12 protein-coding genes are annotated in these 13617 nt (G+C 45.3%); 7 read left to right on the forward strand and 5 right to left on the reverse strand.

What is annotated here, in order from left to right:
- The first annotated feature begins 61 nt into the window (after nucleotides 1-61).
- The 5 genes from IPL32_17295 (at nucleotide 62) to IPL32_17315 (ending at nucleotide 5877) form a co-directional block, all read left to right on the forward strand.
- Complete coding sequence (locus tag IPL32_17295; GenBank protein MBK8467574.1) at nucleotides 62-1147, forward strand: sigma-54-dependent Fis family transcriptional regulator; 1086 nt, start codon at nucleotides 62-64, stop codon at nucleotides 1145-1147.
- A gap of 132 nt (nucleotides 1148-1279) precedes the next feature.
- Nucleotides 1280-1456, forward strand: coding sequence for a hypothetical protein (locus IPL32_17300; GenBank protein ID MBK8467575.1), 177 nt, complete (start codon nucleotides 1280-1282; stop codon nucleotides 1454-1456).
- Nucleotides 1457-2137: 681 nt separating this feature from the next.
- Nucleotides 2138-3802: a ribonuclease J gene (locus IPL32_17305; GenBank protein ID MBK8467576.1), complete on the forward strand. Its 1665-nt coding sequence runs from the start codon at nucleotides 2138-2140 to the stop codon at nucleotides 3800-3802.
- A gap of 141 nt (nucleotides 3803-3943) precedes the next feature.
- On the forward strand, nucleotides 3944-4951 hold the full coding sequence (locus IPL32_17310; protein MBK8467577.1) for a hypothetical protein: 1008 nt from the start codon (nucleotides 3944-3946) through the stop codon (nucleotides 4949-4951).
- A 68-nt stretch (nucleotides 4952-5019) separates the two neighbouring features.
- On the forward strand, nucleotides 5020-5877 hold the full coding sequence (locus tag IPL32_17315; GenBank protein ID MBK8467578.1) for a phytanoyl-CoA dioxygenase family protein: 858 nt from the start codon (nucleotides 5020-5022) through the stop codon (nucleotides 5875-5877).
- 173 nt (nucleotides 5878-6050) lie between these two features.
- Here IPL32_17315 and IPL32_17320 read toward each other — a convergent pair whose 3' ends face one another.
- The 5 genes from IPL32_17320 to IPL32_17340 form a co-directional block, all read right to left on the reverse strand.
- A complete protein-coding gene (locus IPL32_17320; protein ID MBK8467579.1) occupies nucleotides 6051-7076 on the reverse strand; it encodes a radical SAM protein in 1026 nt (341 codons plus the stop codon).
- A 13-nt stretch (nucleotides 7077-7089) separates the two neighbouring features.
- Entirely contained in the window at nucleotides 7090-8262 is a 1173-nt protein-coding gene (locus IPL32_17325) for a nucleotidyltransferase domain-containing protein (GenBank protein MBK8467580.1), read from the reverse strand.
- Nucleotides 8259-9350, reverse strand: a complete 1092-nt coding sequence (locus tag IPL32_17330) for a glycosyltransferase family 4 protein (GenBank protein ID MBK8467581.1) — start codon at nucleotides 9348-9350, stop codon at nucleotides 8259-8261. Before IPL32_17330 ends, IPL32_17325 begins: the two co-directional genes overlap by 4 nt.
- Nucleotides 9351-9479: 129 nt before the next feature.
- Nucleotides 9480-10535, reverse strand: a complete 1056-nt coding sequence (locus IPL32_17335) for a hypothetical protein (GenBank protein MBK8467582.1) — start codon at nucleotides 10533-10535, stop codon at nucleotides 9480-9482.
- Nucleotides 10532-11485 carry a PLP-dependent lyase/thiolase gene (locus IPL32_17340; GenBank protein MBK8467583.1) on the reverse strand — a complete coding sequence of 318 codons (954 nt, stop codon included), beginning with the start codon at nucleotides 11483-11485 and terminating at the stop codon, nucleotides 10532-10534. The genes IPL32_17335 and IPL32_17340 overlap by 4 nt, the downstream gene beginning before the upstream one ends.
- 515 nt (nucleotides 11486-12000) lie before the next feature.
- On the opposite strand from IPL32_17340, the gene IPL32_17345 reads away from it, so the two are divergent.
- Both IPL32_17345 and IPL32_17350 read left to right on the forward strand, forming a co-directional pair.
- Nucleotides 12001-13161, forward strand: coding sequence for a hypothetical protein (locus tag IPL32_17345; protein MBK8467584.1), 1161 nt, complete (start codon nucleotides 12001-12003; stop codon nucleotides 13159-13161).
- A gap of 22 nt (nucleotides 13162-13183) precedes the next feature.
- On the forward strand, nucleotides 13184-13504 hold the full coding sequence (locus tag IPL32_17350; protein MBK8467585.1) for a hypothetical protein: 321 nt from the start codon (nucleotides 13184-13186) through the stop codon (nucleotides 13502-13504).
- Nucleotides 13505-13617 lie beyond the last annotated feature (113 nt).

The raw sequence follows: 13617 nt of genomic DNA on the forward strand, positions 1-13617 counted from the left end.
ACGGCAGTTGAATAGGGATTACTAACCAACCCGCATCTAGGTGACAAAAGTCGAAAGGAGAATGATGGATAACTCGAACAACGAAATGCTCACAGCCAGCCGAAGTTTCATGATCACGGATCTAGAAGCAAGGATCGAGCGATACGCCCGTGTATCGCACTATGTCTTGATAACGGGTGAGCGTGGAACCGGAAAAACTACCATAGCCAAACGGCTGCATCAAAAAAGTTCGAGATCAAAAAAGGAATTTGTAAACGTCAACTGCGCAAGTCTTTCGGGCGATCTGCTTGAATCCGAATTGTTTGGCTATGAAAAAGGCGCTTTTACCGGAGCAACAGCTCCGAAAGCAGGGCTGTTCGAGATCGCCGCCGGAGGAACCCTTTTTCTCGATGAAATCGGCGAAATGACGCTGAATTTACAAGCAAAGCTTTTGAAGGCTGTGGAAGAAAAGCGTATCAGGCGGGTCGGCAGCACGGTTGAAAGACCAGTGGATGTAAGGATAGTTGCTGCGACCTCGAAAGATCTTAAAGCGATGGTGACAGAAGGCACGTTCCGACCAGATCTATTCGATCGCTTGAATATTTTGAATCTCGAGACCGTTCCGCTTCGATATCAAAAGGAGAAGATCAAAGGCCTGGTTTACCGACAACTGAATGATGAATGTCGGGCGGTTGGCAGGGAGAAGCCCTTTGAGATAAGCGACGAAGCAATCGAGGAACTGGAGATCCACCATTGGTCCGGAAATTTTCGAGAATTGCTCAATTTCGCCACCCGTCTTGCTGTCGAGTGTATAGACGACACACTGATTACCAGAGAAAGGGTGAAATCTGTTTTGGGCGAACGCTCCTCCGAAACAAATATTGGTAAAAACAGCATGAAATCGGTTTTTTCTGAAGGCTCAATGGCGCGGAATGACGGATCGGTGCATGACGATGTTGTAACAGTGACTTTCGATTCCAAAAAGGACAACCTCGATAGTATTTATGAAGGCGGCCGGAACTGTCATACAACGAGCTCTACAACAAAACAACGGAAATCTAAGACGAGCTGCGAGGGCATTGGGTGCAACACATTCGACCCTCTCTCGGATTCTCAAAAAGTACAACGACCGGCTAATCCTTCAGGACAAAACCCAACCGCGAAATGAATTCGCGATCGCGACGTGAAACAAAATGGGGCAGCAAATTCATATAAAATCACTTGAATTACTATTTTAAAGCTTCCTCTTACCTTAATAATATGACCGATATCGACCTATGAAATATGTCTAAAAATTTCGATGAAGACTGAGATAGTTCCGTTTGATCAACAAACTGATGGCAGACGCTGGGTAAAACTCGTGGAAAAAATAAATAGACTTACTGCCAAAGCCCATGTTATCGAGCTTTCTATGTCAAAAACGAATTGGAGCGTGAACTACCCTAATAATCCGGTGGGGGGGATTTTCCCATTTTAGACGGGTAGCATTTTGTCGATCTGGAATCGTTCGAATGGGAGCTTCTCGATGCGGAGGACGAAATGCAGACCAAGGCCGTCGAGCCCCTTCGCAACCCCTACATCAAATCATGATTCGTAATCCTCCCCAGGACAATTATCGATTATGTTTTTCCAAAGCGAATAGCTTACCGTCGCTTGTTAACATTGGATCTGGATGCTCTGCCCTCGAAGGTCGTTACCGCCTGCTTAAAAAATGCGTACAGGAATCACTGGAATTATTGAACTTATTGAATTAGTTTAGGAGCTTTGCCGCGAAACAACAATTTCCTTGTGCATTTCCCTGATTGAAATGTCATCACGAGGTTCTGAGTTCACGCTATAGGTATTCCGATCGAACCCAATCAATTGAGTTTGATAACTTGATCCGGGAAATGCGGGAATTTGATTTTCGCCCAGCTTAGAGTCAAAACACACTTTCTTAGCGGGGCCCCTTTTACAATCTTCGCTAATCTAAGGCGTATCACTCCCCTTTTTGAAAAAAACGTATTTTGAAACCACCATGCAGAGCGCGGGTGACGAAATTCACTGAAATCGTAGGATGGCATGCAATAAGGTATTCTTTGCCGAAGACTGCTATAAATAGATGATAACGGGGCTGTGGTATACTCACCAATTCGAGACTCGGGGGGAGCAACTGCTATTGTTAAACAAAATTGAAATAATTCCGCTCGGCGGCATCGGCGAATTCGGGTTGAACTGCATGGGCATCCGGTATGCCGATGAGATGATCGTCATCGACGCCGGGATGGGCTTTCCGGAAGAGAAGCCGTATGGCGTGGATATTTCCATACCGAATTTCGACTTTCTCGAAGAATACCGCGACGACCTGACCGCGATCATCCTGACTCACGGCCACGAAGACCACATCGGTGCACTTACCTATATTCTAAAGAAATTCAATTTGCCGGTTTACGCTTCGCGGTTTACGATCGGACTGGCCGAGAAACGTCTCGAAGAGCACGGGATGCTCAACGACGTGTTGATACATCGCGTCAAGGCAAACGACATTATTGAGGTCGGGCATTTCCGAGTCGAGTTTATACACGCTTCGCATTCGCTGGTCGATTGCTTTTCTCTGGCGATCCACACGCCGCTTGGCACGATCATCCACACCGGCGATTACAAGATCGACGACACGCCCGTAATCGGCAAACCTTACGATCTAAAGACGCTTTCGAGGATCGGCGACGAAGGCGTGCTGCTTCTGCTTGGCGATTCGACGAACGCAACCGTCCCGGGAAGGACACCCTCGGAAATGGCGGTGATTCCGGCATTCGAAGAAATATTTGAGCAAACCGATGGCCGCCTGTTTGTCGCGACGTTTTCAACATCTCTGCATCGGCTTCAGGTAGTTTTCGACGTTGCCCATCAATTTGGGCGAAAGGTCTGTGTCTGCGGACGTTCGATGCAAAAGAACGTCGAGATCGCCGAGGAACAGGGTTTATTAAAAATACCTTTCGGAGCGAAGGTATCTTTGGGTGATGCTCGGGCGCTCAATGACGACGAGGTTTGTTATCTCGTCACCGGCTCACAGGGCGAAAACCGCGCCGCTTTGTGGAATCTTGCGACATCCACGTACAAGGGAATGGAGATCGAGAAAGGCGACACCGTCGTTCTTTCGGCCCGCATCATCCCCGGAAACGAAAAAAACATCAGCCGCCTCATCGGCAATCTTTACAAACGCGGTGCCAACATCATTGAAGAAAAACGTCGCCTCGTCCACGTTTCGGGCCACGCTTCGCAGGAAGACATCAAGATAATGGTCGAAACCGCCCGGCCCAAATACCTTGTCCCGATCCACGGCGAATACCGGATGCTATTCCGGCACAAAGAATATGTCAAACATCACGTCGCTGGCTATAACGACGACAACATTATTTTGATCGAGAACGGCAACGTGCTTGAAGTAGATGAATTCGCCTGTAAGGTCGTGGACAAGCACGAGCTGCACAAAACCTTTATAGACGAGGAATCACATGACGAGATCGAATACGATGTGGTCCGCGATCGCAAGAAACTTGCCTACGGCGGTGCCATTTCGCTCGTCGTAACGATTGACAAAGCCACCCACGAACTAGCCAGCGAGCCGCAGATCACATTCCAGGGTGTCGCCGGCATCGACCCGTCAAACGGCTTCGCGGCCGACGCACGCTCAGCCATCCGCTCCGCTGTCGCTGATATGAAACGCGAACATATCATTGACCGCAACTTGTTGACAGAAAACCTGCGTATTTTTTTGAAGCGCTTTGTTCTGAGAGAGATTGGCACCAAACCAGCGGTTATGACGACAATCGTTGAGGTTTAAGGGCCGAAAATGATTCTAGCTAATGAGGAAGAATTGAACAATCATCCGCGACGATTCACCTTTGGCGCGGAACTGTACCCCAATCCATATTAAAATCTTCATCTCTCGTACTGGGGCTTGGGCAATAGTTAAGGAGCATTTATGGGTATCATCAGCACTCGCAAAGGTCGAATCGTCGTTATTGCTGATCTGGCAGACTTTGATCGTACTATAACCTCCAAGAGCGATTTCTTAGAGATGACGGATGCACATCAACTAGAGGCAATCAAGCGATCAATTATCCGTATGGGGTTCGAAGTAGTAATCTACACCGACCCATCTGAATTCACACAACATATCAGTGAGCATTCAGACGACTTTGTGGTCTCACTATGGTCCGGAAGGCACTCAAGAAATAGACGCGCCATAATCCCTGCAATTTGCGAGGGCAATAACATAAGGTATTTTGGATCGGATCCATACGCGGCATTGGTTTGTCAAGACAAGTCGTTATCAAAGCGGTTAACGCAACGGTTCGGGATGCTCACTCCTCGGCACGTGGTGTTTGACGGAAAGCTAATCGTAGGGGACCTTACTAACATCAAATACCCAGTCGTCGTTAAACCTGCGTTCGAAGGCGGCTCAATTGGCATCTCATCAAGGAATCTAGTTGAATGCTCCCAAGATGCTATCGACTTGGCTCAACAACTGTTCGCAACTTTCGATCAACCAATCATAATTGAGGAATTCATTTACGGCTCGGAAGTCAGCATCTGCATTGCGGGGATCAAGGAACACATAATACTCTTGGAAGCGATAGAAGTCAGCTATAACGATCAGCCGAACTATCTATTCGACAAGTTGTATTCATTTGAGGAAAAACGCCTTCCAGAACGAACCAGGCATAGACAGCAGCTAAACGTCACAAATCGTATTCCAAATGATATTTTGGGGATGGCAAGAGATCTGTTTAATGCTATGGGTAAGGTTGACATCTTCAGGATAGACGGTAGGTTAAACTCGAATGACTTTACGGTGATTGAACTGACTCCAGACGTTGGGTTGTCGCCCACTGGTATTTTTGCCTCAGCCTTCGGGTCAACGGGACTTGATTATGAGTCGATGATTAGAACTATAATAAATATGGCAAGGGTAGGGGCTCAGCTATGAGTGTATACGACAAGTATCCATCACGAACAAATAGTGTCAACTCGGTCATCATTCGGGACGACACGATTATGCATCGCGAAGATCTCGGTAGTTGTCGATTGTCTGAAGAAGATCTACTTGATTATGAAGCTAATGGGTTTTTGGTTGTGGAAGACTGGTTCTCTGAAACCACGCTTGATGAACTGAAAGCGGAGTCGCTTAGGCTTGTCTCGGGCGACTCTTTAGCAAGTAGTGCCCCGCCCGTAACGGAGCGTGCCAGCGATTCGATTCGGACTGTGTATGGAATTCATAAGAGTAGCTCTTTATTTGCGCGCGTATCATCGGATCCGAGTTTTGTCGATTTGGCCAACTGTATCTTGAACAGCGATACCTACATTCATCAGTCTCGAATCAATTTCAAAAGCGGCTTCTCCGGAAAGGAATTTTTCTGGCACTCTGATTTTGAAACATGGCACGTTGAAGATGGCATGCCTGCAATGAGATGTCTTAGTATTATGATCGCGCTTGACGACAATACCGCTGTTAACGGCCCACTATTGGTAATTCCCGGATCGCATAGAGAATTCTATCCCTGTGTGGGAACGACACCTGAAGACCACTTTAAGACATCTCTAATGGGCAGCAGGTTGGGATCTCCTCTCGAGCATCAGATTACGCAGGTTGCTCAAAAACAGGGAATTGTTCCTGTCTTGTGCCGGAAGGGGTCTATTGTTGTTTTTGACTGCAATGTGTTACATGCATCGAATAACAATATTAGCCCTTTCGAGCGAACTAACGCCTTCATAGTTTATAATTCGATCGAGAATCGATTGCAAGACCCCTATTGCGGAAGGAATCAAAGACCTGAGTGGTTGGCGTCGCGTATTGGCACTGAACGGCCAGCACCATACGTAAGCGAGGAGATCGGCTCAAACAATCCGATTTAATCACGGCGCGAAGAGCGAGTTAATTGTCGCGATCGAGATAGAGTCTATTGAGACAGTTTCCAACCCCCAAATCTTGTCCCAATCGAATTGCAAATAATTTTCCCGTTTCTGATTATTTTGCAAACATCTATTCAGAGGGGAAATTTCCCTTTTAACTCGTTGGGGGCAGATAATCAACTTCTTTCGCTCGCCCTTTTTGGAATTCGTATTGTTGAGGCACATTCACAAATGGAGTGTGGACATATTACTGATTGAAGTTTTGATGGCTCTGAGGCTTCATCGAAAAGATAAAAAAGGGGCAGGGATTCAGGTTTACATCCTGCAGAGAATACTGACCCATCAGTGTCGATAAAGAATGCTCTTAATCCAGCGTCACATGTCCACCCCTTAAAACTATTCTTACCACTCCTAATCAAATCATCAATGTTTCCTAATGATTCGCATCTCAACCCCTTTTTTGAACTAACAATAATGGAGCGTTGATCATACCAGTGAGAGATATTGTTTAAGTAAGTACGCCCTAACATTTCTAATTCGTTGTCGACGTCCATACCCAAATCGCGTACACATTGTACGGCAACCGAAAAGTGACTGTAGGCGTCAGTAAGACCCGATAGTGTAGGCATTAATTTGCGAAGGAGATCCAGATTAGAAATGGCGACCATGAACTTCGTCACAACTTGAATACCTGACTCCAATAAAAATTGGATCCTTTCCACAAAAGATAGCGGGTCTGCCTGTTCAGAGTGAAAGGACGCGACAACTTGAATATGCCCTGGTTTAGTTGCAGCAATTTTGCGTAATCCAGACCAAACCCGATCGGGACCACTTAAATTGGTCACAATGCGGACAGCCTTAATCGAAGATAAAGTAGTAGTATGATTTATGAAACTCAAAAAAGCGGGGTATATTGTTGGCTCACCCCCAGTTAGATTAATACGGAATATTCGATCTGATAGAATCCCGTCGAGTCTCTCCAACCCTCCAATTAATGTCACTTCATCCACTTGTGGCGAGCGATTGTTATGCCGGTGGGGAGGGCAATAAGAGCATGAAAATGAGCATCTTCTAGTTAAGAGCCAATGAACTTCGAAAAGAAGTTCTTCTCCGAAAACAGGCTCGATTGCTATAACATCCTCATGAAGATACGGATTTGGCTCTTTGAATGTGCCGCTTCGCAGCGGAGTTCCATTCTGCATAGTAGGTTAAAGATTATACATTCCGGCCCAAATCGTTTGACAGATTATTTAGAATAGAAAATAGCTTTTCGATCCAATTATAACACTCAACCTTTGTTGCCGTAAGTTCCGCGATTTGGAGCCAGTCGTGCTTTATTGCGTTCGAGAATTCCGATGAACTCAGAAAGGCATCAATAGGCCACTTTGCTTCGTCGAATACGAACGAAATGAAACTAGCGGGAACGCGTGAGAAACTTGATAAGGTTCTTATATGATTTATTGGTCCCAGGACAAAGTCTCCTTGAATTAGACCTTGATAATAATCAAATGCTCTTGAGTTATATTGTTCATGTATCTTAATAGCGTGAGACATTCGTTCGCTATTATTTTTATTGCGAGGAAGGTTAGAAAGCAAAGAATTGAGCTCTAAGCTAATCAGATCACGGTACGCAAGACGAGCCACGCAAAATTTACCTGCTTTCTCCTTAGTCATCGAGTCTAACCCAATAATATCTGTAGCAACATTGACTATGCCCTTAATTACCGAATCGGGAAAGAAGGACTTAGCTATTTCAATTCGCTTTTTTGAACCCCTTATTATCCAACCACGCTGAATCAAGGCTGCTATTATTGTCGGCTGAACTGCCCACCTAAGTTCTTGTTGTGCATCCATTATTGCGTTGTCATTTAGAGCGCTCTGAGCACGTAATAATAGTTGAGACGAGTGAGCTATATAAAACTGAATAAGGGGTTTGACGATATTTGGATGACTTCGATAAGAAAGTAGCAAAGGCAAACGCTCCCTCCAAATACTAGATGAATCCCAGAATAATGGGTCATATCCATTCAACTCGTCTCCCAGCTTTGTTTCATAAAACCAAAAGCCTAGATCAGAATCTTGATTTACTAAACTCCAGCCTTTACGGAGCTGGCTTTCTGGAATTATATGTGTGTTCTCAATTGAGCCATCCGTTCTAAAACTCCATTCGGAAATGTCGTCTGCAAAGGAATCTGAAATGACCACATGCAAATCAATGTCACTAGAGGGGCCAACTGGACCTCGCGCTACACTTCCTGAAAGCAAAATCCCAATTACACCATTCAGTTTTGAGATTTCGGCCGCAATTTCACGGGCTTTTGTTTTCAGCTCGTCTTGTCTCGAAAGATCGTTAACCTCTCCTTTGGCTAGTACGATTCGTGCATTCATTTCAAGTTACCGTTAATAATTATAGGAAGAGCGCGTTCAAGCATTTTATCCCAAGTAAAAGAACGAGCGCTCGTTCGGGCAGCAAGACCAAAACTCTTCAAACGATCTGGATTTGAGTACAAAGAAAGTAACATCTTAGTTAAAGCTTTAGCGTTTCCTGGTTCAAAAAGAAGCCCATTGCTATTGTGAGTGAGATATTCCTTTACTGCGGGTAAATTACTTGCGACCACCGCTCTGCCTGCTGCCATCGCCTCAACCAATGCAATACCTTGGCTTTCATATCGAGAGGGTTGGACATAGACATTGCATCTGCTCAGCAACTTAGGAATTATACTATGCGATACTTTTCCTATGGGAAAGACCTTACCTCTTAGGGGCGGTGCTGCGATACGTTCAGCGATATTGTTTTCGTAGTCAGATTCACCATAAGGTCCTCCGGCCAAGTATAACTCCGTCGGAACTCCATCCATTATGAGCGATGATACGGCGTCCAACAGAATATCAATTCCTTTTTGGAGGCATATTCTACCTACGCATAACAATGATAGCTTCCCACGACTTAGCGAGTTTCGTGGAATAATTCTAAAAAACTGAGGAGAAATTCCATTTGGCGTTACTATTAATTTATCGTGTTGAACACCGTATTTAATTCGCATAGCATCTGATTCAGCATTAGAAAGTGCAAATATGGCCTCTGATCTGTCAAACAATTTGCGTTCAGCAACTTCCACATATGAAGGGCATGTAAGCCCATTATAGTGACACTTTTCAAGTGCCAATAAATGCGGCGTATGAATAAGTCGACAGGATTCTGGAAGGTAGGATGGCAAATCAATTCCAGAAGTCCAATGATGGGTATGAATACAGAGATAATCTGTTGGATTGAAATATGATGACTTTACCATACCCTCAACGAATGATTTTCCTTCGTCAAAATCGCGTTCCATTACATGAGCTTTAGATGACCGTTCAAACGGAATTTCAAATACGTTGACCAGATTCTTTTTTAGAGGTTTTGGTTCCCCACTTTCAAGGCGAGTAAAAATATCAATCTTGAAACCTTTGGCGAGCAGTGCCCGGTAAATCACATGAACGTTAAGAGTACCCCCATCTACGACGTCCTTCGCACTAAAGGGAAATCTTCGACTCTTAATGACACAGATCTTGTTGGAGGACATGAAAGAAGTAGATTATTTAATAAACAACTGTTGGCTTGGTTATTGTAAAGCACTTAGCACCAAATCCGCAGAGGTCTGAGGTTCGGCGGAATTGTTTAACATGATACATTTGTAACGCGTCAATAATGTTATGTGTTGTCTGCGAATTCGTTCCATGCGAATGTTGTCAAAAAGAAACAATGAACCATTGAGGTACCTCTCATTCCTTTGATAAAAGGAGGAGTATTGGCCATCCTCAACAACCGAGATATCTTCGGGCTCAAGGGTTCTAATCGAGGCCTTTTCTGACAACGTTCGGAGAACAACTACAAAGAGTTTCATGGTCTTTTCCCCATATAGATTGTCCTCGCCGTATACCTCCTTCGGGGAGATAAGTAAACGGGCACGGGGATCGTGGCGATCCCCGTGGAAATTCTCGCTTGGATGAGTATCGGGGCCGATTGGAAGATTTGGAGTGATTCGCTGGACACTCGGATACTTCATGTGTAGGGCCCCTTCCCTTGTAAATTGGAGTAAACCTGAATCAAGTGATAGTGCTCCCCAATCGTCATTAATTATCTTGACGTCTTTTCCTAGTTTATCTATGAGCGCTGATGTTACTGTAGTCTTACCCGCACCCGACATTCCGGCAAGCACAACGCCCCTGTTAAAAACTGATAGAGAGCAACCATGTAAAAACATTTCTTCATCTGGGGCCAGTTCGGAGCACAAACCTCGCACTGTGATCTTAAGATTTCCGTAATACTCGGTGCCAAACATCCACACTTGCTTGCTTGTAGGGCAGAACCAACGACTTTGGTCTAATTCCTTATCCATCCCATAAAAACTTGCACTGCGCTTCAAAGCCATAATCCGAGCATTTGGTTGTTCGGTTGACACATCATTTGCCCAATTAGCAGAAAAGAAACTCGCCAAATGTGAGCTGTCGGTACATAATTCAATGATAATTGGGACACTGCTTGCGGTTGGAATAACTACTCGAATTCGTAGCGGATCTTTCAAAAAAACGGAAAGATCTTCAGGTAGGTCTCTTAATTCTATGGGCAGCGGAATTTGTTTTTCCAAAGGATCGCAATGATTATAAGGAAGTATCATTTGTTATTCCCCCTAAGGAAGCCATCAATTCCGTTGCCTGTATTAATGACAACAATTAGATCGTTTTCTGGGTCGATAGAGGGATCAATTTGGCATAGTCTCTGTAAAATTCCAAAACCTGCCGCACCGCTAGGCTCTGCAGAAATTCCAAACTTCTCAGCTATCTGAAGACCGTTCAATATTTCTTCTTCTTCAACTCGGAATACTGGATAAGGCGTTCGGACAGCACCAGTACGATCCGGTGTATTGTGGCGACTAAACGCAACCCCACCCAACTTCAACTGATTAACATCCAGCCATATAGGTCCAAAAAGCATTCGTGCCATTGAGTTCGGTGATGCCACGGCAACGGGAATCACTAAACCACTTCCAAACTGGCCTAGATAATCTTTCAATTCGTTACAAAGAATGCCAGCCCCATAAGGCACAATGCATACATCAGGTACTTTCCCTAACTGTTCCACAACTTCGATAATGATATCTACATATGCTGGAATATCTATTCCCTCAGTGATGTTTACGAAGTTTTTTGTATTTAAGTTGTGCTCAGTTGCCAAATCAATAAGATCATTATCTGTTAATAACCCGGCGTTGAATTCAATTGGAATAACGTTGGCGTATGTTTCTAGCTCCTTAAGTATATCGTTGGCCCCAATTGTACTGCCTAAGCTAGATGGTCCGAATGTCCAGGTCTCAAAACCCTTTGGGACAAATACTACAACTTCATTCGAGGTATTACCGTCCTTGATCAATCTGGTGAGGCTGATTGCCGTATTTCCATAAGAAATGACCCCAAATACACAATCCTTAGGATAGCGTTGCGCTGCTTTCCAGCTTAGCCGATCTTTGAAAGTACCATTGGGGTGTACAGATTCGTCTTTCACATAAAGATTTCTGAAATTATTTACTCCTTTGAGTTGCAGTAAAGGAGTTGGCGCTATCAAGCTCATAGTCTTTATAAAATTTTACAGTTGATGATGAAAAACTTATTGTTATTTCTTCGAAGATCGACCATCGATTGGCTCGCGTATCGGAACTTATCACCTACTGCTATGCCACTCGTTTGGCCACATACGATATTTGCTTTTCTGTCGAGATCACACTACAAAAGACAAACGAACTCTTAGCGCCGGGAACCTCTTCTGTTGATCGTTGAAGACCTATTATTCAATATCTGAGCGTAGCTCAATGCCTGAGTTCTATGTTTTATGCCGAATCACTCGCCTAAAATATGCGATTTAGCGAATTATCAAAAGCGTTTCCGCTTAACAAGCTTAACTGCGGTTAGATATATAGGCAATCCCATCGAATTAAGCAAACGACAGCTTCTATTTTATCGCACGTTCTGCATTATCCCAATCATCGGCGCGTCGGCGTAGGAATTTTGTATAGAAGAAGCTGCTCCTTTGGTTGCTATTTTGTTTGTTAAAAAAAAGCGGCGGATAAAATTCGGAGTTGAAAACAAATGCAAATTCTAAATAGCGGTTCATTCATAAATCTTGAAAATCGGGAAAAGATCGAGCAGCTGATCTTTACGGCCAGAGAGCTTGCAAACGCGGCCAGCCAAACCGAGGGCTTTGGAAACGCCGGTCCAAGTAACGGACAGCTTGCGGTTGAAATGTGGCAGGGCGCGGAATATATGTGCCGTGACCACGAAGAAGCAACGATCAAAAATATATTTCTCAGCAATTTTCTTGAACGGCTTCGTGATGCGGGCCGAGTGACAATGGCGCGCCTCCCGGTTGCGGAGGTTGCGCGAATCGAGACTGCATCTCCCCTCCCAACCGCTCCGCATATTCCGGCCGTTAATACTCAGGTTCCCAATTCTCCCGCGTTCCCAGGAGCAGGGACGATTCCTGCTGCGGCAACATTGGAAAAAGTGGCTTCGATCCCTGAATCCGTGGCTACGAAGGACGAACATCTTGGCATTGTGTCATCGACGGAAAGTTTGGATCAGGTTGCTATCGAAACACATTCGTATTCGGATGAGTGCGTGCCTGAAAGCGAATTAGAAATTATCGCGCAGGCCGACGATTTTTTGGCAGACGTTGATGATGGCTCCGAAGTCGAGGCAGTCGATGCCTTCGACCACGATGAGACCAAGAGCCTTGTTATTGAAACATCGACATTACCTCCCTCTACTCCAAGCGGTTCGGTGGGGATCGTAACGCCACCCTCGGTACTTGCAGAAAAATCGGTTACCGCAATCGTGGTTCCGGCAAGAGAACCCTATCAACTCGAAAATTGTACGATAAAGGCCGTTATTCAAGTTCTGGCGGAAGATCACGGAGTTCGCAAATGTGTAATTAGCATTGTGACGCATGATTTTGTCCCGGAGATCGCTCTCGCGGAGTTAGACGCTGCGAATTTAATTAATGGGTTGCCGTCAGTGCTTGCACCGGTATTCGAACGATATAGAGCTGATTTCCCGGTAAAGGTTGCGGACAAACTGAAAAAAGAAAAGTCCGTCAGCAAAAAACAATCGTTGAAAGCGGCGGAAAAGCCGAAAGCAAGCACCGGTCAAGCGGCCGAAAACAAATCAGCAGACCATGCTGCCACCGAAACAGTAGTCACGCAACCCGCCGCATCCGTAAGCGATCAACAGGCAAGTCTATTCGGCTCCTAATAATTGAAAAAAGGTAAACAAGATGGAACAGAATGAGCAAACACAGGAATCTACCGAGGTAACTGAAAGCACCGTCGCGCCCGCAGCAGAGGATGCGTCGGAGACGGTTGAGGCCAAGAAAAACGAGATTACGGAACAGATGGCGGCCGTAAAGATCGAGGGACAGGAGTTTGAACTCGAAGCGTCGCTGGCACAGGACGACAAGACGATCAAGATGGTGCTCCAACCGCACTTTTCTTCGGTTGAGAACGCCAACATTACCCGCGAGATCAAGGATGGAAAACTTACCGTCACCATCGTCAAAAAGGCCCAGCACAAAGGCAATAGAAACGACCCCGCTTGAAATTCTTCGCTGGGAGGCAGAGCAGATCAACCCGGCGATTCTTCTGGCTGATGAACTGATGCGAAAAGATGCTTCCGAATTGCTTAGTGCCGAAGATATTGAGCTTGCACAAA

It is taken from the genome of Chloracidobacterium sp., assembly GCA_016711345.1.
Lineage (GTDB): Bacteria > Acidobacteriota > Blastocatellia > Pyrinomonadales > Pyrinomonadaceae > OLB17.

What these genes read in the sequence shown, in the direction of transcription:
- IPL32_17295 (MBK8467574.1), top strand. Translation starts at nt 62, where the DNA reads ATGATGGATAACTCGAACAACGAAATGCTCACAGCCAGCCGAAGTTTC.
- IPL32_17320 (MBK8467579.1), bottom strand. Translation starts at nt 7,076, where the DNA reads ATGCAGAATGGAACTCCGCTGCGAAGCGGCACATTCAAAGAGCCAAAT.
- IPL32_17350 (MBK8467585.1), top strand. Translation starts at nt 13,184, where the DNA reads ATGGAACAGAATGAGCAAACACAGGAATCTACCGAGGTAACTGAAAGC.
- IPL32_17325 (MBK8467580.1), bottom strand. Translation starts at nt 8,262, where the DNA reads ATGAATGCACGAATCGTACTAGCCAAAGGAGAGGTTAACGATCTTTCG.
- IPL32_17340 (MBK8467583.1), bottom strand. Translation starts at nt 11,485, where the DNA reads ATGAGCTTGATAGCGCCAACTCCTTTACTGCAACTCAAAGGAGTAAAT.
- IPL32_17315 (MBK8467578.1), top strand. Translation starts at nt 5,020, where the DNA reads ATGCATCGCGAAGATCTCGGTAGTTGTCGATTGTCTGAAGAAGATCTA.
- IPL32_17310 (MBK8467577.1), top strand. Translation starts at nt 3,944, where the DNA reads ATGGGTATCATCAGCACTCGCAAAGGTCGAATCGTCGTTATTGCTGAT.
- IPL32_17300 (MBK8467575.1), top strand. Translation starts at nt 1,280, where the DNA reads ATGAAGACTGAGATAGTTCCGTTTGATCAACAAACTGATGGCAGACGC.
- IPL32_17335 (MBK8467582.1), bottom strand. Translation starts at nt 10,535, where the DNA reads ATGATACTTCCTTATAATCATTGCGATCCTTTGGAAAAACAAATTCCG.
- IPL32_17345 (MBK8467584.1), top strand. Translation starts at nt 12,001, where the DNA reads ATGCAAATTCTAAATAGCGGTTCATTCATAAATCTTGAAAATCGGGAA.